This window comes from Bradyrhizobium sp. MI1.11 (assembly GCF_055811255.1).
This window is the reverse complement of sequence record NZ_JBVVPM010000021.1, coordinates 111717-128800: the sequence shown is the minus strand read 5'-3', so window position 1 is coordinate 128800 and position 17084 is coordinate 111717. Positions and strand designations below refer to the sequence as shown.

18 protein-coding genes are annotated in these 17084 nt (G+C 64.4%); 9 read left to right on the top strand and 9 right to left on the bottom strand.

The genetic code is table 11. The features are described from left to right. Positions 1 to 269 precede the first annotated feature (269 nt). The 3 genes from AC0L30_RS21780 (at position 270) to AC0L30_RS21770 (ending at position 2718) form a co-directional block, all read left to right on the top strand. The gene (locus AC0L30_RS21780; RefSeq protein WP_354200542.1) at positions 270 to 572 is read left to right on the top strand and encodes a DUF6460 domain-containing protein; all 303 of its coding nucleotides are present in this window, start codon (positions 270 to 272) and stop codon (positions 570 to 572) included. Positions 573 to 650: 78 nt separating this feature from the next. Continuing rightward, on the top strand, positions 651 to 1385 hold the full coding sequence (locus AC0L30_RS21775) for an MBL fold metallo-hydrolase (protein WP_354200543.1): 735 nt from the start codon (positions 651 to 653) through the stop codon (positions 1383 to 1385). Position 1386: 1 nt separating this feature from the next. After that, entirely contained in the window at positions 1387 to 2718 is a 1332-nt protein-coding gene (locus tag AC0L30_RS21770) for an MATE family efflux transporter (RefSeq protein WP_354200544.1), read from the top strand. Positions 2719 to 2818: 100 nt separating this feature from the next. Here the strand turns inward: AC0L30_RS21770 and AC0L30_RS21765 are convergent, their stop codons facing one another. Then, complete coding sequence (locus AC0L30_RS21765; protein ID WP_007599377.1) at positions 2819 to 3916, bottom strand: quinone-dependent dihydroorotate dehydrogenase; 1098 nt, start codon at positions 3914 to 3916, stop codon at positions 2819 to 2821. Beyond that, positions 3913 to 4257 (bottom strand): DUF952 domain-containing protein, encoded by a 345-nt coding sequence (locus tag AC0L30_RS21760; protein WP_473405182.1) that lies wholly within the window; start codon positions 4255 to 4257, stop codon positions 3913 to 3915. Before AC0L30_RS21760 ends, AC0L30_RS21765 begins: the two co-directional genes overlap by 4 nt. 290 nt (positions 4258 to 4547) lie before the next feature. On the opposite strand from AC0L30_RS21760, the gene AC0L30_RS21755 reads away from it, so the two are divergent. Then, a complete protein-coding gene (locus AC0L30_RS21755; protein ID WP_473405181.1) occupies positions 4548 to 5201 on the top strand; it encodes a S24 family peptidase in 654 nt (217 codons plus the stop codon). A 138-nt stretch (positions 5202 to 5339) separates the two neighbouring features. After that, positions 5340 to 6086 carry a carbonic anhydrase gene (locus AC0L30_RS21750; protein WP_473405180.1) on the top strand — a complete coding sequence of 249 codons (747 nt, stop codon included), beginning with the start codon at positions 5340 to 5342 and terminating at the stop codon, positions 6084 to 6086. Between the two features lie 124 nt (positions 6087 to 6210). On the opposite strand, the gene AC0L30_RS21745 is transcribed toward AC0L30_RS21750, so the two are convergent. The 5 genes from AC0L30_RS21745 to AC0L30_RS21725 form a co-directional block, all read right to left on the bottom strand. Further along, positions 6211 to 7854 (bottom strand): lysine--tRNA ligase, encoded by a 1644-nt coding sequence (locus AC0L30_RS21745; protein WP_473405179.1) that lies wholly within the window; start codon positions 7852 to 7854, stop codon positions 6211 to 6213. 179 nt (positions 7855 to 8033) lie between these two features. Further along, positions 8034 to 8969 carry a transporter substrate-binding domain-containing protein gene (locus tag AC0L30_RS21740; protein WP_473405178.1) on the bottom strand — a complete coding sequence of 312 codons (936 nt, stop codon included), beginning with the start codon at positions 8967 to 8969 and terminating at the stop codon, positions 8034 to 8036. A gap of 91 nt (positions 8970 to 9060) precedes the next feature. Then, on the bottom strand, positions 9061 to 9651 hold the full coding sequence (locus AC0L30_RS21735; RefSeq protein ID WP_007599364.1) for an SCO family protein: 591 nt from the start codon (positions 9649 to 9651) through the stop codon (positions 9061 to 9063). Between the two features lie 24 nt (positions 9652 to 9675). Continuing rightward, positions 9676 to 9870 carry a hypothetical protein gene (locus AC0L30_RS21730; RefSeq protein WP_219684563.1) on the bottom strand — a complete coding sequence of 65 codons (195 nt, stop codon included), beginning with the start codon at positions 9868 to 9870 and terminating at the stop codon, positions 9676 to 9678. Between the two features lie 109 nt (positions 9871 to 9979). Beyond that, positions 9980 to 10501: a Clp protease/crotonase-like domain-containing protein gene (locus AC0L30_RS21725; protein WP_007599362.1), complete on the bottom strand. Its 522-nt coding sequence runs from the start codon at positions 10499 to 10501 to the stop codon at positions 9980 to 9982. 292 nt (positions 10502 to 10793) lie between these two features. On the opposite strand from AC0L30_RS21725, the gene AC0L30_RS21720 reads away from it, so the two are divergent. The 4 genes from AC0L30_RS21720 to AC0L30_RS21705 all read left to right on the top strand — a co-directional run bounded on the left by AC0L30_RS21720 (position 10794) and on the right by AC0L30_RS21705 (position 14368). Beyond that, positions 10794 to 12452: an FAD-binding dehydrogenase gene (locus AC0L30_RS21720; protein WP_473405185.1), complete on the top strand. Its 1659-nt coding sequence runs from the start codon at positions 10794 to 10796 to the stop codon at positions 12450 to 12452. Next, entirely contained in the window at positions 12453 to 13373 is a 921-nt protein-coding gene (locus AC0L30_RS21715) for a CE1 family esterase (RefSeq protein ID WP_473405177.1), read from the top strand. Between the two features lie 112 nt (positions 13374 to 13485). Further along, positions 13486 to 13836, top strand: a complete 351-nt coding sequence (locus AC0L30_RS21710) for a RidA family protein (protein WP_007599359.1) — start codon at positions 13486 to 13488, stop codon at positions 13834 to 13836. A gap of 166 nt (positions 13837 to 14002) precedes the next feature. After that, positions 14003 to 14368 (top strand): nuclear transport factor 2 family protein, encoded by a 366-nt coding sequence (locus AC0L30_RS21705; protein ID WP_007599358.1) that lies wholly within the window; start codon positions 14003 to 14005, stop codon positions 14366 to 14368. Between the two features lie 344 nt (positions 14369 to 14712). Here the strand turns inward: AC0L30_RS21705 and AC0L30_RS21700 are convergent, their stop codons facing one another. Next, positions 14713 to 15636 (bottom strand): amino acid ABC transporter substrate-binding protein, encoded by a 924-nt coding sequence (locus AC0L30_RS21700; protein ID WP_473405176.1) that lies wholly within the window; start codon positions 15634 to 15636, stop codon positions 14713 to 14715. 12 nt (positions 15637 to 15648) lie between these two features. Continuing rightward, positions 15649 to 16944, bottom strand: a complete 1296-nt coding sequence (locus AC0L30_RS21695) for a dicarboxylate/amino acid:cation symporter (RefSeq protein WP_219684559.1) — start codon at positions 16942 to 16944, stop codon at positions 15649 to 15651. Positions 16945 to 17084 lie beyond the last annotated feature (140 nt).

Sequence of the window (17084 nt, the reverse complement as noted above, 5' to 3'; positions counted from 1 at the left end):
CCCCCCCCCGGTTGGGGGGTGTGGGTGGGGTTGGGGTAATCCCCGCAGTGGGATTCCCCAAGTGGCCAACGCCCCCACCCGCGCCTGCGGCGCGACCTCTCCCGCAAGCGGGAGAGGTTGCAGCGAGCCTGCGGCGCGATCATCCCACAACCAAGGCGGACCCGCCTTGCCCGAATTAAAATCCCGTAAGCCGATTGACGCCCCCTCACGGGTTCCCCATGTCCACCGCCTTGCCCTATGATAGGGTAGAATCCCCTGAGGAGTTTGAGATGGCCCACGACGTCAGAGATTTGCCGGCCGGCCGCAGTGATGGCCTGCACCGCTTTCTCGGCGGCTCGCCGCTGGCGGTCGCGTTTCGCCTGGTGCTGCTCTCGATCCTGGTCGGCGTCGTGCTGGCGGCGATCGGCTTCGATCCCTGGAATATTCTCACCAGCATTCGTCTCCTGTTCCAGCGGTTGTGGGATCTCGGCTTCGATACCGTGAACTGGCTATGGCGCTACTTCCTGCTCGGCGCTGTCATCGTGATCCCGATCTGGCTGCTGATGCGCGTTTTCGGCACGCCGCGCAGGTAAGCCGTTAGTTTTGAGCATGATCTTGTCGGAAAACCGCTTCACACTTTTCCGGATCATGCTCTAGGGAGCCAGCAGTCGATGCAATTGCGCTTTGTCGGCTGCGGGGACGCCTTCGGATCCGGCGGCAGGCTCAACACCTGCTTCCACGTCTCGGGACGCGAGGCCAACTTCCTGATCGATTGCGGCGCGTCGGCTCTGCCGGCGCTGAAGCGACTCGAGATCGAGCACAATGAGATCGATCTCATCCTGATCACGCATTTCCACGGCGACCATTTTGCCGGGCTGCCGTTTGTCCTGCTCGACGCACAATTCTCGCGGCGGACGCGGCCGCTCACGATCGCCGGGCCCAAAGGCATCGAGACGCGGCTGCGTGCGGTGATGGAGGCGCTGTTCGAGCACTCCTCCAAGACGAACCAGCGCTTCGAGTTGTCGGTCGTCGAGCTCGCGCCCGAGCAACGCCGAAGCTTCGGCGCGGTGACGGTGACGCCCTACCCTGTCGTGCACGGCGAATCCGGCGGACCGTTCCTCGCATATCGCATCGAAGCCGAGGGTCGCACGCTGGCCTACAGCGCCGATACCGAATGGACGGAGACGCTCATTCCGCTGGCGCATGGCGCCGACCTTTTCATCGTCGAGGCCTATATGTACGAGAAGGTGGTCAAGAATCACCTCAGCCTGAAGACCTTGGAACAGCATCTTCCCGAAATCGGCGCAAAACGCCTCGTGCTCACCCATATGAGCGAAGATGTGCTGTCGCGCCTCGACGACATCGCCCATCTCGCCGCCGAAGACGGCATGGTGCTCGTGTTCTGACATGCACGCACCCGTTCACTTGAAGATCGGTTCCCGTCAGGTCTTCGCCATCGCAGGCCCCGCGATGGTCGCGAACCTCACCACGCCGTTGATCGGCGTGGTCTCGACCACCGCGATCGGACGGCTGGACGACGCGGCGCTGCTCGGCGGCGTCGCCATCGCGTCCGTCATCTTCGATTGCCTGTTCTGGCTGTTCGGCTTCCTTCGCATGAGCACGCTTGCCTTCACGGCGCAGGCGCTCGGCGCCGGCGAGACGCGCGAGCTGACCGCGATCCTGGTGCGCGGCTTCATCGTCGCCGGCTTGATCGGCATAGCCCTGATCGTGCTGCAACTGCCGCTGGCCGCCGGGCTGTTCGACCTGATGGGCGGCAGCGAAGGCGTTACGCGCGCGGCGAAAACGTACTTCGTGATCCGGATCTGGTCGGCGCCGCTGGCGCTCGCCAATTACGTCATCCTCGGCTGGCTGGTCGGCCAGGCCCGCGCCAATCCGGCGCTCGCGCTCCAAATTGTCATCAATCTCGTCAACGCGGCGGCGACGATCCTGCTGGTGCTGGTCTACGACACCGGCATCGCAGGTGCTGCAATCGCCGCGCTGTTGTCTGAAGCGGCCGGATTCGGGCTCGGCATGATGGTCTGCCGCCGCTATGCGGACGGCGGGTTCGCGGTGCCATACGCAGAGCTGTTCGACCGGGCCAAGCTGATGCGGCTGCTGGCGGTGAACTCCGACATCCTGATCCGCACCGCGGCGCTGATCGCGGTGTTTCTGTTTTTCACCGCCAAGGGCGCGCGGGCTGGCGACGTCACGCTGGCCGCCAATTCCGTTCTCAACAATTTTCTGCTGGTCAGCGCCTTCTTCCTCGACGGTCTTGCGAACGCAGCCCAGCAGCTTTGCGGCCGTACGCTCGGCGCACGCGACGCCAAGGGATTTGCGGATTCGACCCGGCTGGTGCTGCTATGGGGGCTCGGCTTCGCGCTGGTCGTGTCCGCGCTGTTTGCGCTGTTCGGACCGAACTTGATCGATTTCATGACGGCGAGCGAAAGCGTCCGTCGCGGCGCGCGGGAATTCCTGCCGTTCGTCGTGCTTGCGCCGATTCCCGGCGTGTTCGCCTTCGGCTTCGACGGCATCTATATCGGCGCGACCTGGGCGCGCGAGATGCGCAATCTGATGCTGGCCTCGCTCGCGATCTTCCTCGCCACATGGTGGGCGCTGCAATCGTTCGGCAATGCCGGGCTGTGGAGCGCGCTGATCGCCTCCTACGTCTCGCGCGGCGGCTTGCAGGCCGCGCGCTATCCGGCGCTGTACAGGAAGACGTTTTCGAAGCAGTCGCTGTAACGCGTAGCCCGGATGGAGCGAAAGCGTAATCCGGGACCTTCGCGTCCGCGGATAGAATCCCGGATTGGGCTTCGCTCCATCCGGGCTACGCGGCGAAGAGCTACATCCCCGGCCAGGCTTCCGCCGTCAACGTGGCGGCGTCGGAGCCGACGATCTCGGAGAGAGAATCCCGCCCGGTGCGCAATAGGGTCGAGGCGAGATCGCGCTTGATCTCGTCGACGAGGCCGAGGCCCTTGTAGACCAGCGACGAATAGAGCTGGATCAGGCTCGCGCCGGCGCGGATTTTCGTCAGCGCGGCGCCGCCCGAGTCCACACCGCCGACGCCGATCAGGGGGAATGCGCCCTCGACCCGCACATAGGTTTCCGCGACCATCCGCGTCGACAGCCGGAACAGCGGCCGGCCGGACAGGCCGCCCTGCTCCTTGGCGCGCATTTCCTCGCGCAGCGTGCTCGGCCGCGCGATCGTGGTGTTCGACACGATCATGCCGTCGACCCGGCGCGAGCGTGCGACCTGCACGACGTCGTCGAGCTGGGCGAGGCTCAAATCCGGCGCGATCTTGAGCAGCACCGGCGTGTCGCCGGCCTTTTGCCGCACCCGCTCGCGCGCGTCGATCACCCTGGCGAGGAGATCGTCGAGCAGCGCGCCTTCCTGCAGATTGCGCAGGCCCGGCGTGTTCGGCGAGGACACGTTGACGGTGAAATAGCTCGCGACCGGCGCAAATGTCTCGATCAGCTTGACGTAGTCATTGACGCGGTCGGGCGAATCCTTGTTGGCGCCGACATTGACGCCGACGATGCCACCATGCTGCGCGCGCGCCGCGAGCCGGCGCAGGGCGGTCTCCGCGCCGTCATTGTTGAAGCCCATGCGGTTGATCACGGCCTCGTCGCGTTCCAGACGAAACAGCCGCGGTCGCGGATTGCCGCTTTGCGGCTTCGGCGTCACCGAGCCGATCTCGACGAAGCCGAAGCCGAGCCGCAGCAGCGCATCTGGCACTTCGGCGCTCTTGTCGAAGCCCGCGGCCATGCCGATCGGATTGGGGAAGTTGAGCCCGAACGCACGCACCGCAAGCTTGGGATCGTCAGCGTGCGGCTTGCCCGGCGGCAGGAAGCGCAGGCCCTGGATCGCGAGGCGATGCGCATCCTCCGGATCGAGCCAACGCAACACCGGCAGCGAGAGAGCGTCGAAAGCGCGGATCACGGGGCAAGCTCCGGAACATCGTGGCCACCGTCGGAGCGCGTGTTGAGGTTCATCACGGCAATCACCGCACCGAGATCGAGTTCGCCATAGAGATGCGGAAACAGCTCCTCATTGCGCGAACGCTCCCAGCGCAATGCGCTACCGAGCGCATCGCCGTCGACCTCGACCAGGAACAGCGCGCGCTGCCCGACGTAATGCTTCTGCAGGGTGTCGGGAACCTGGGCGGCGGTCGAGAAATGGATGAATCCGTCGCGCGAATCGTCCGCGCTGCCGCGGTAGACGCCCTGCCGTTCCGCCTCGCGCCAGGCCGAGGCCGGACAGATTTTGTAGATCTTGACCACCGCTTACGCAGCCCTATTTGCTCGTTGAGTCTTTTGGGGTTTTTGGGTCGTGCGGGTCCCTGAAACCCGGGCGCGACCGTAATGGCCGCCCCCTCCGAACTCAAGACTTAGAGCCATTTCCGTTCCGATGAAATCGAAGCGGAGCGCCAAATTCCTGCTTTGACGCGTTTCCTGGTGCGAACCGGTAACCGGTTCGCTTGAAAACACGCTCAGCGCGCCCCTTGCGCAAAAAGCGGAAAACCGGTTGATTCGAGGATAGTTTTCCTGAGTTGCGACGGGCTGGACCTTTCATGGTCAGGCAGGCCAAAGCGCAGAGGATCCTCACTCACGACCAGATCTGGGGCGCGCTGGATCGGCTGGCGGCGCGCGCCGGCTTGTCGCCGTCGGGCCTCGCCAAGCGCGCCGGGCTCGATCCCACCACCTTCAACAAGTCCAAGCGCGTCACCTCCGACGGCCGCGAGCGCTGGCCCTCGACCGAATCGATCGCGAAAGCGCTGGCGGCGGCAGATTCCTCGATCGACATTTTTGCCAGGCTGGTCGGCGACGAGGCAGGCGGCGGCCGCTCGGTGCCGCTGCTCGGCTTGGCACTGGCGGGCGCGAGCGGCGCCTTCGACGAGTCCGGCCTTCCCATCGGCAAGGGATGGACCGAATTTGCCCTTCCCGCCGCCGAGGACAACCACAGCTTCGCGCTGCAGATTTCCGGCGAAGCGCTTGCGCCCGCCTATCGCGACGGCGACATCATCCTGGTCGCACCCGGCGCGCCGATCCGCAAAGGGGATCGCGTGGTGGTGAAGACCAGGGCAGGCGAGGTGACGGTGGCGACGCTGAAGCGCCGCACGGCAAAGGCTGTGGATTTGCAGCCGCTCGATGCCTCCCAGGCCGAACGCAGGATGGCAGCGAGCGAGGTCGGCTGGATCGCGCGGATCGTGTGGGCGAGCCAGTGATCACGTCTCGCCTGCGTCGTGACCGGGCGATGATTTCAGCCGCGCCGCATTCGCCGCGGGCATCCTTGCGACTCAGCATCTCTCTCGCATAGGTTGCGGCCACTCATTGCCGAGCAAATTCATGTCAGGGGGAATATGATGGATCGCCGTCACGCATTGAAGGCCCTCGCAGGTCTTGCGCTTTGTCCGCTCTGCAAGCCGGCCTTCGCCGCCGAAGGTGCGCATTGGAGTTATGAAGGCGCCGGCGCCAAATGGGGCGATCTCGACGCGGCCAACAAGGCCTGCGCGGTCGGCCTGCAACAATCGCCGATCGACATCGAGGCGACGGTCAAATCGCAACTGCCCGCGCTGAAGCTGAACTGGGGCAAGAGCGCCGACACCATCGTCAACAACGGGCACACGATCCAGCTCAACTTCACCGAGGGCAGCACGCTCACGCTCGGCGACGTCAAATACAAGCTGCTCCAGGTGCATTTCCACCGGCCGAGCGAGCACATGATCGGCGGCAAGAATTTTCCGATGGAGGCGCATTTCGTCCACCGCAACGATGCCGGCGGGCTCGCCGTGGTCGGCGTGCTGATGGCCGAGGGCAGGCCGAACCCTGCCTTCGGCAAGATCGTCAAGACCATGCCGGCCGCGGAAGGCCCCGCCGTGAAGGCGGATTCGACCATCGATCCCCACGCCATGCTGCCCACGAGGCTCAGCTACTTCCGCTATCCCGGCTCGCTGACGACGCCGCCTTGCTCAGAAGTGGTCGAGTGGCTGTTGTTGACGACCCCCATCCAGGTGTCGGCCACCGACGTCGCCGCATTCGCAAAGCTCTACCCGATGAACGCGCGCCCGGTGCAGAAGGACAACCGGCGCTACGTGCTGCGGTCGACCTGAGCGGGGGGCTGAAGGTCCGTAGCCCGGATGAGCGAAGCGACATCCGGGACCGCTGGTGCGGCTAACTAGCGAAAACCCCGGATGTCGCTTCGCTCATCCGGGCTACGCGTTCGCTACAATCGCCTCACGCACTCCGCGCCAGCGCGCCGTCGATCATGTTCACCGCGTTCTGCACGCCATACACCGCGACAAAGGAGCCGAAGCGCGGGCCCTTTTCCTGGCCGAGCAACACCTGATAGAGCATGTTGAACCAGTCGAGTGTCACGCCGGGACGGCCGTCCTTGCCCTTCTTGACCGGATCGAGGAACGGCTCGCGGCGGCCGATCTCGTAGACGACATTCTGGATGTCCTCGGCCGAGGCGTCCTGCGGAAGCTGCGATAATGCATCGCGCAAATCCTGCAGCGCCGCGCGCTCGGTCTCGGTTGGCTCGCGGAACGTCTTCGTCGGCGCGACGAAGTCGCGATAATAGTTGATGGCATAGCCGACCATCGCATCGAGCTTGGGATGCGTCTGCGGGCTCACGCCGGGCCGATAGCGGCCAATGAAACCCCACAGCGTCTCGGCATTCTCCGCATTCGACGACGACACCAGCGTCAGCAAGAGCTGGAACGTGACGGGCATATCGAACTTCGGCGGATGGCCGCTGTGAACGTGCCAGACCGGATTGCCGAGCTGCTGCTTGGCGTCCTGCTTGGCAAAGCCGTCGATGAACTGCTGGTAGTCGTCGACGTTGCGCGGGATGACGTCGAAATACAGCCGCTTGGCCGCCTTCGGCTCGCGATACATGAACAGCGACAGCGATTCCGGCGAGGCGTAGCGCAGCCATTCGTCGATCGTCAGCCCATTGCCCTTCGACTTCGAAATCTTCTGGCCCTTGTCGTCGAGGAAGAGCTCGTAGTTGAAGCCTTCCGGCGGCGTGGCGCCGAGTGCCCTGGCGATCGCACCGGAGAGTTTGACGGAATCGATCAAATCCTTGCCGGCCATTTCGTAATCGACGCCGAGCGCGACCCAGCGCATCGCCCAGTCGGCCTTCCATTGGCACTTGACGTTGCCGCCGGTGACCGGCGTCTCGACTTCCTGGTTGGTATCGGGGTCGACATAGGTCACCGTGCCGGCCGCGACGTCGCGGCGGATCATCGGCACTTGCAGCACGATACCCGTGGTCTTGCTGATCGGCAGGAACGGCGAATAGGTCGCGCGGCGATCGGGTCCGAGCGTCGGCAGGATGATCGCCATCACCTTGTCGTAGGCAGCCAGCATCTTGAGCAGCGTCGCGTCGAAACGGCCGGACGTATAATAGTCGGTCGAGCTCGCGAATTCGTAGTCGAAGCCAAAATGATCGAGGAAGGCGCGCAGCCGCGCATTGTTGTGGTGCCCGAACGACGGGTACTCGTTGGAGAACGGATCCGGCACGCGCGTCAGCGGCTTGCCGAGATGCGCGGCCAGCATCTCCTTGTTAGGGACGTTGTCGGGCACTTTCCGAAACCCGTCCATGTCGTCGGAGAACGCGAGCAGGCGGGTCTTGATCTTGTTCTCGGTCAGCACATGGAAGGCGTGCCGCACCATCGAGGTGCGCGCGACCTCGCCGAAGGTGCCGATATGCGGCAGGCCTGATGGCCCGTAGCCGGTCTCGAACAGCACCTCGTCCTTCGGGCTTTTCTTCAGCCGCGCAACAATGGCCTTCGCCTGCTCGAACGGCCAGGCGTTGGATTGTTCGGCGAGCGCACGCAGATCGCTCGGGTTCGCGGCAAGATCGACAACGGACATCTAAGGGCCTCCGGGGCGCGGAAAATAGCGATTTCCAGGCAGAATGCAATTTTGCGAGACGGTGCAACCGCACCCACCGTCATTGCGAGCGAAGCGAAGCAATCCAGAATCTTCGCGCAGAAGCACTCTGGATTGCTTCGTCGCTGCGCTCCTCGCAATGACAACGAGGAGGCAGCGAACTAAAACGGGCTCACCGAGAAATACCGCAGCCACAGATCCGTGTAGCGGCCCTTTTCCCAGACGCGGAACATCGCCCAGTTCAGGGCCTGGCGCAGCACGTCGTTGCCCTTGCGCACCGCGATGCCGATGCCTTCGCCGAAAAAGCGGCTTTCGACGAAGGGACCGCCGGAGAAGGCGCAACAATCGCCGGAATCGGTGCCGTTGATCCAGAACGCAAGCGCGATGGCGTCGCCGAAGATGAAGTCGACCTCGCCCTTGCGCAAGGCGGCGCGCACGGCATCGTCGTTGGGATAGGGGTGCAGTTCGGCGTCGGTGAACATCGCCTTGAGATAGGCCTCATGCGCGGAGCCGGCGATGACGCCGACCTTCTTGCCTTCGAGATATTCGGGCCGGATCTCCGGCATCACCGCGTCCTTGCGCGAGGCGAAGCGCGCCGGCACGCGGTAATAGGGATCGGTGAAGTCGACCCGGGCGCGGAGCTGCGGGCTCACCGCCATCGAGGCGATGATGGCATCGCCCCGGTTGGAGGCGAGCGCATCGACCAGCGTCTCGAAGCGGCGCATCTGCACCGTGCAGGTGACCTTGATTTCCTCGCACAGGCTGCGTGCGAAATCGACGTTGAAGCCGGCCGGATTGCCGTCGGCGCCGGTATAGTTGAACGGCGGATAATCGGTCTCGGTCAGGAAACGGATCACGGTCAGGCGCGACAAATCCGGCCGCTCCGGCCGCCGCCGCGGGTCCCAGAAGCCCGGCACGGCCTGCGGCGCAGCCTGGGGCGCGACCTGAGGTGAGGCTTGCGGCGCCGTTGGGGGCTGCTTGGCCGGAGCCTGCGCCTGCGCGCATGGCGCAGCAGCGAGCAGGCAGACGCCGACGACCAGCCCGGTCAGCAAGCCACGGGCGGATTTGGACGATTTCGCCTGTTGCGATGGAGCCATCGGCTGAAAATGAACGATTTTCGTTGGGATCGGAGGGCCTTATAGCCCATCCGGCCGGGAACGCGAGCGCGGATTGCGGCGAATAGGGAGCCTACAGATACCGCTTCAAGTCCACTGCGGCTTCTTCCGGCGTGCGCTTCAGGTTGAACGGCGAGACGAAGCGACCGTCGCGGTCCATCAGATAGATCAGCGCGGTGTGGTCCATGGTGTAGTCGCCGTCCTTGGTCGGGACCTTCTTGGCGTAGACCCGGTAGGAGGTGATCACCTTGGCGGTCTCGGCAGGATCGCCGCTGAGGCCTTCGAGGTGCGGGTCGAAGCTCGACAGATAATCCTTCATCGTCCCCGGCGTATCGCGCTCGGGATCGACCGAGATGAAGACGGCGTTGACCTTGTCGGCGTCCTTGCCCATCGCGCGCAGCACTTCCGAGATCTCGAACAGCGAGGTTGGGCAGACATCGGGGCAATGGGTGTAGCCGAAGAAGATCAAGGTCGGCTTGCCCTTCAGGTTCTTGTCGGTGACGGGCTTGCCGTTCTGGTCGGTGAGCTGGAACGGGCCGCCGATCGCGGCCGGCTGCGCCACCTTGCTGACCCCGCCCATGGCCCAGAATACGATCAGGAGCCCGAGGACGAGGCTTGCGGCGAAGGCGGTCGCGATCACCAGCGGACGGGCGGTGGAACTCATGGGCGGAAAACTTCCTGTCGCGGGTCAGAAGCAGGCGGCAAAACCGGTCCTGATCATTTCGAAGAACACCTGGCTGCCATAGTGGAACCAGAGCGCGAGCGCACCGAGCACGACCAGGCCGCCGACGCCGGCACCCGCCAACAGCAGCACGAACGGCATCCGGCCGGCAGTGGGCGAATTGTCCGATACAGGATGGGCGGGGTGCAGTGGTTGAGCCATGACAACGATCGGGGTGAAAACGTGAGTTTCCCGAGCGTTCAGATAAGCTTTGCCCCGCCTGCGGGCAAGGCAGCACTGGCTGGCAAAGAATCCCGTCAGGCCGAGGACGTCAGTGCAACAGCTGGCCCCGGGCGGATTCGAGCCGATCCGCTTGCGGGAGTGGCGCGCGCGACGGCTTGTTGGCCGAGGCCTGCGCGTCGAGGTAGCAGGGCTTGTACATGGCCTGGAGCTGCCGGCCCTTCAGGAACAGCATATGCGGGGTGAGCCCGCCGCGCTGATTGATCCAGCGCTTCACCTGCGAGGGATACATCGCATAGAGCATCTGGGTCGCTTCGGTATTGGTGACGGCACGGCCGTTGCTGCCGAAATCCCACGCTGCGTGGAAGCCCAATGTCGCGTGCGACGTCACGCAGATGCGGTCGGGCGGGATGGCGCCGAGGACGATGGTGCAGGCAGAGGCGCAGAGACCGTCGATGATGACGGTGTCGCCCGACTGTCGCAGGTCCTGGTATTTGTCGACGTAGGTTCCGATCCGGCCGCCGCGGTCATCCGCGATCCGAACCACCGCGTGAGAAGCGCCCATGCTCGCGATCAGGAGAACCGCCGCAAGCAACCCCGTCAGAAACTTCATTGGCCCCCGCCCCAGTCGAATTCGAATCTGTGTGTCAGGTGGTGATGCCCTGCTAGGGTCCGTCGTAACCGCGGTTTTGTCTAGGCATGCCGGCTCGCTCAAAACAAATTCAAATCCAGTGTTGCGCCGGCGCTGCACTCAGCCGGTCTTTTTCCCGAAGTGGAACAAGTTAACGATGTCTTACGCGCCGTACTCTTGATCTCAGTTGCAACCGCCGGCTTCAATCCGGGCAACTACAGGGAGGAACCTGTGGAGGGGGAACACATGGAGGGGGCAACATATGGCCGTACAGATGGCTGAAGAGACTGACGTCATCGTTGTCGGCGCAGGACTGTCGGGCCTCGTGGCCGCAACCGAGATCGCGGACGCCGGCAAGCGCGTGATCGTGGTCGACCAGGAGGGCGAGCAGTCGCTCGGCGGCCAGGCGTTCTGGTCGTTCGGCGGATTGTTCCTGGTCAATTCGCCGGAGCAGCGCCGGCTCGGCATCAAGGACTCCTTCGACTTGGCGATGCAGGACTGGCTCGGCACCGCCGGCTTCGACCGTGACGAGGATTTCTGGCCACGGCAATGGGCCGAGGCCTATGTGGCGTTCGCGGCCGGCGAGAAGCGCGCGTGGCTGCGCGCGATGGGCCATCGCATCTTTCCCGTGGTCGGATGGGCCGAGCGCGGCGGCTATGATGCGATGGGCCACGGCAATTCGGTGCCGCGCTTTCATGTCACCTGGGGCACCGGGCCCGGCATCGTCGAGCCGTTCGAGCACCGCGCGCGCGAGGCCCTCAGGAGCGGCCGGCTGAGCTTCAGGTTCCGCCATCGCGTCGATGCGCTCTCGATCACCAACGGCACGGTGGATGGCGTCAGCGGTGCCATTCTCGCCCCGGATAATGTCGAGCGGGGAAAAAGCTCCTCGCGCAACGTCGTCGGCGAGTTTGCGTTGAAGGCGCAAGCCGTGATCGTGGCGTCCGGCGGCATCGGCGGCAATCACGAGCTGGTGCGGCAGAACTGGCCGAAGCGGCTCGGCGCGCCGCCCAAATTCATGATCTCCGGCGTGCCGGAGCATGTCGACGGCCGCATGATCGGCATCACCGAAAAATCAGGCGCGCGGCTGATCAACCGCGACCGCATGTGGCATTATGTCGAAGGCATCCAGAACTGGTCACCGATCTGGCCGCGCCACGGCATCCGCATCCTGCCCGGCCCCTCCTCGATGTGGTTCGACGCCACCGGCACGCGATTGCCGGCGCCGCTCTTCCCCGGCTCCGACACGCTCGGCCAGCTCCAATACATCATGTCCACCGGCTACGATTATTCCTGGTTCATCCTGACCCAGAGCATCATCAAGAAGGAGTTTGCGCTGTCGGGCTCGGAGCAGAATCCCGACCTCACCGGCAAGAGCTGGCGCATGACAATCAAGCGCGCCACCAACAAGGGCGCACCGGCGCCGGTGGAAGCGTTCAAAAGCCATGGTGTCGACTTCATCGTGCGCGACAAGATCGAGGATCTCGTTGCGGCCATGAACAAGCTGGCCGGCAGCGACCTCCTCAAGCTCGAGCAGATCAAGATGCAGATCGAGGCGCGCGACCGTGAGATCGCCAATCCTTACGTCAAGGATGCGCAGGTGATGAACATTCACAATGCGCGGCGCTATATCGGCGACAGGCTGATCCGCACCGCCTCCCCGCACCGCATCCTCGATCCCGCGCAAGGGCCGCTGATCGCGGTCAAGCTCAACATCCTCACCCGCAAGACGCTGGGCGGTTTCGAGACCGACCTCTCTTCGCGCGTGTTCGGCGAGGAGGGCAGCGTCATTCCCGGCCTCTATGCAGCGGGCGAAGCTGCCGGCTTCGGCGGCGGCGGCGTGCACGGCTATCGTTCGCTGGAAGGCACGTTCCTCGGCGGCTGCCTGTTCTCGGGCCGCAATGCAGGCCGGGCCGCGGCGAAAGCCGTGGGCTAGATGATGCGGCGGCGGCTGCGCATCGCGGCGCTTGTTGCGGCATTGGCCGCCGCCCCGGCTGCGTCCGCCGATACGATCGATATCGACGGCGTGAAGCGGTCCTACGCTGTGCAATTGCCGGCGAAGCGGCTGGTGCCGCTCGTGGTCGTGCTGCACGGCAAGACCCAGCGCGGCGCCGACATGATGACGCGGACGGCGTGGCCGCAGGTCGCAAAGCGCGAGGGGTTTGCCGTGGTCTTTCCTGATGGCCTCAACCACGTCTGGGCCGATGCGCGGACCAAGGCGGGACCGGCGCTCCGTGGTCCGCCCGCGGGCACCGACGACGTCGCCTTCATCGCAAAGCTGGTCGAGAAGCTGGTGGCGAACGGCACCGCCGACCCTCGCCGCGTCTATGTCACCGGCATCTCCAATGGCGGCGCCATGGCGATGACGCTGGTCTGCGCCCGCGCCGATCTGTTTGCTGCCGGCGCGAGCGTGAGCATGAACCTCACCGACGAGACCGCAGTTACGTGCCATCCGTCGCGGCCGCTGCCGATCCTGCTGATGAATGGCACGGCCGATCCGCTGGTCCCCTACGAGGGCGGCCGCGGATCGAGCTATTATGCCGCAGACGGTTTCTGGTCCACCGACGAGACGCTTGCGTTCTGGCGCAAACTCAACGGCTGCGAGATCGATAATTCCGACATGACCGATTTGCCCGACAGGGCGCCCGCAGACCAGTCCACGGTGACGCGGATCTCCTCGCGCTGTCCTGAGGGGCACGACGTCGTGCTTTATCGCATCAATCAAGGGGGGCACCGCATGCCCGGATTTTCTCCGGATGCGCGCTTCCCGAAGGTCGCCGCCAGCTTGCTCGGATCGCAGAACGGCGACATCGACGCCGCCGAGACAATCTGGACGTTCTTCGGCCAGTTTCCTTGAAGCGCAACTCAGGCATCGCCAACGCATGCGTGCCTGGCAATGCATGCGTGCCTGGGGTGGCACAGGGCAGGCCGCTGCGCTAGACAGGGCCGCCATTCAAAGGAGACCCCCAATGAGCATTCAGCGTCTTGAAACCGGCCCGCGCATGAGCCAGGTCGTCGTGCACGGCAACACTGTCTATCTCGCCGGTGTCGTCGCCAACAACGCCGCCGGCGAAAGCGTGACGAAGCAGACCCAGGACATCCTGGCGACCATCGACAGCCATCTCGCCAAAGCGGGCACCGACAAGTCGAAGCTGCTCTCGGCCACGATCTACATCACCGACATGAAGACGTTTGGCGAGATGAACGCGGTGTGGGACGCCTGGGTCTCGCCCGGCAACACGCCGGCGCGCGCCACCGTCGAAGCCAAGCTCGCGGCAGCACAATACACCGTCGAAATCATGGTCACTGCGGCCAAGTAAGTTCGCGACAAACATTTGCGCGCGCTTGTCGGCGCATGATCCGATCGGGAAACCGCTTCACACTTTCCCGGATCATGCGCATGACCTCCGAGGTAATCGATCAGCGCGCGCAAACCTTCGATAGTCATGTCAGCCGAACGACACGGCGCCATCGAAGGAGACGACAATGACCGACCCGATCACCATCGCCCGCCGCTATATCGACCTCTGGAACGAACGTGCAGCCGATCGCCGGCGCGAACTGCTGAGCCAGAACTGGACGGCGGATGCGAGCTATGTCGATCCCCTGATGAAGGGCGACGGCCATGACGGCGTCGATGCGCTGATCGCAGGCGTGCAGCAGCGCTTTCCCGATTTCAAGTTCAAGCTGATCGGCGAGCCCAACGGCTACGGCGACCATGTCCGCTTCAGTTGGGGCCTTGGTCCCGATGGCATCGACAGCCCGATCAAGGGGACGGATTTCGCCGTGCTGAAGGACGGCCGCATCAGGAGCATCACGGGATTTCTGGACCAGGTGCCCGCCGGCGCGTGAGCGCGCGCTGATCGTTGCTGCGCCCTCTCCGCTGGTAAGCCAGGGCAATCGCATATGGATTTCACGAGGACCGCGGGCTTGCTCCGCCTCTCCCGCTTGCGGGAGAGGCCGACGCGCCCCGGGCGATGCGCAGCATCGTCCCGCGCGCGGCGGGTGAGGGCTCTCACCACACAGGGACATCCTCTGCAATTCTCGGCAATCCCGACGCGGAGACACCCCCACCCCAGCCCTCCCCCGCAAGCGGGAGAGGGAGCCCACTGCCGATGCGGCCGCATCGTGCACCCGATATGCAATTGCCCTGCCTTGTAAGGAGAGAGGACGCAGCGGCGCTCGTCGCACAAGCGCTAGTTATTCGCGCTCGCGGAATCGTCCATCGCCTTGAAGGCTTCCTCTAGCTGCAGCGAGATCGGCACGTTCAGCCGCTCGCCGGTCGGAAGCCGTGCGGTGAACCATTTGTTGTAGAGCGGAACGAGGTCGTGGTTGGAGCCGAGCTTGCGGAAGGTACGGTCGACCACCGCCGCCAGTTGCGGTTCGCCCTTGCGGAACATGATGCCGTAGGGGTCGTAGGACAGGTAATCGCCGGTGACGCGGAACCTGTCCTGTGCCTTGTGGCGCACGATCAGGCTGGACAGCAGGATGTCGTCGGTCGCGAACGCATCGGCCTTGCCGTCGACGAGCATCTGGTATGACTGCTCGTGATCGGCACCGACAACGATGGTCAGTCCCAACGAGGACTTCTTGTCGGCCGCCTGGATCGCCTGCTCGTTGGTGGTGCCCTTCGTCACCACGATGGTCTTGCCCTTCAGATCAGTCAGTGACTGGACGCTGGAGGCCTTCGGCACCATCAGCTTGGTGCCGGCGACGAACATCAGCGGCGAGAAGGCGACACGCTTGGCGCGCTCGGCATTGGCCGTGGTCGAGCCGCATTCCAGATCGATCTTGTTCTGGAGCACGGCGTCGATGCGGTCATCGGAGGTGACCTTGACGTAGGCGATCTTCAGATTGGGATCATCCACCTCGACGCCGATCTCCTCGACGACAGCCTCGCAGAGCTCGAGGCTGTATCCGATCGGCCGGTTGGCCTGGTCGAGGAAGGAGAACGGCGGCGAGCTCTCGCGATAGCCGAGCCGCACGGTGTGCGCGGTCTTGATGGCTGACAGCGTCGGGCTAAGCCCTTCGCTGCCGCCGGTCGTCTGGGCGGAGGCACCCGTGGCCAGCTGGCACGCTGCCAGCAAGAGGCCGCCCGATATCGCCATTGAAAGGCGCATGATGCACTCCGATCAATGGCCGGCCATCGCGGGCACTTCGCCGGGAATCATGTCCCCCGGCACGGCATCGCCCGCTCCAAGCTCGTGCTCGGGCCCGAGCTCGCCCTCCCACTTGGCCACGACCGAGGTCGCGAGCGTGTTGCCGATCACGTTGGTGGCGCTGCGGCCCATGTCGAGGAAGGTGTCGATGCCCATGATCATCAACAGCCCCGCCTCGGGGATGCCGAACTGCGACAGCGTCGAGGCGATCACCACGAGGGAGGCGCGCGGCACGCCGGCGACGCCCTTCGAGGTGATCATCAGGGTCGCCAGCATCGCGAGCTGCGTGCCGAGCGGCATGTCGATGTGATAGCTCTGCGCGATGAAGATGCTCGCGAAGGTGCAGTACATCATCGTGCCGTCGAGATTGAAGGAATAGCCGAGCGGCAGCACGAAGCTCGATATCCGCGACGAGGCGCCGAACTTGTTCAGCCCCTCCAGGGTTTTCGGATAGGCCGCTTCAGAGCTTGCGGTGGAGAACGCGATCATCAGCGGTTCGCGGATCAGCTTCAGCAGATGGGCGTAGCGCGGCCCGATCACGATGAAGCCTACGACCACCAGGATGCCCCACAGCAGCGCGAGCGAGAGATAGAAGCCACCCATGAAGACGATGAGCTTCCAGAGCACCAGCAGGCCGTTCTTGGCAACCGTCGCGGTGATGGCGGCCCAGACCGCGAACGGCGCGAACAGCATCACATAGCCCGTCACCTTGAGCATGATGTGGCCGATGTCGTCGATCAGCGCCAGGATCGGCTTGGAGCGCTCGGGCATCGAGCCCATCGCCACCGAGAAGAACACGGCGAAGATCACGATCTGCAGGATCTCGTTCTGCGCCATCGCATCCGCGATCGAGGTCGGGATCAGATGGGTCAGGAATTTTTCGATCGAGAAGGCGGAAACCGGCAGGCCGGTCGACTGCGCCTTGTCAGGCAGCGTACCGGGGAAATTCGCGCCGGGCTGGAGCAGATTGACCATCACGAGGCCGAGCATCAGCGAGACGAAAGAGGCGCTGACGAACCAGCCCATGGTCTTGGCGAAGATGCGGCCGAGCTTGGAGCCCGAACCCATATGAGCAATGCCGCCGACCAGGGTCGCAAACACCAGCGGCGCGATGATCATCTTGATCAGGCGCAGGAAGATCACGGCGATCAGGTTGATGGACGAGGCCCAGTCGCCCCGCGTGTCGGGCAGGAAATTGTAGATCGCCGCGCCCATGATGATGCCCAGCACCATCGCCACCAGAATGAATTGCGTAAACCTGTTCGACATTGAACACCCCCGCTACACCGATCGCTTCATGATGTCGCAGATATGACGGCTGCGCAACACGCTTGGCGTGCGACCGTCGGGGCGGATGTTCCCGTTGCGAAACTGGCGCCCGCGATCTAGCCTGCATGCAGCGCACAACG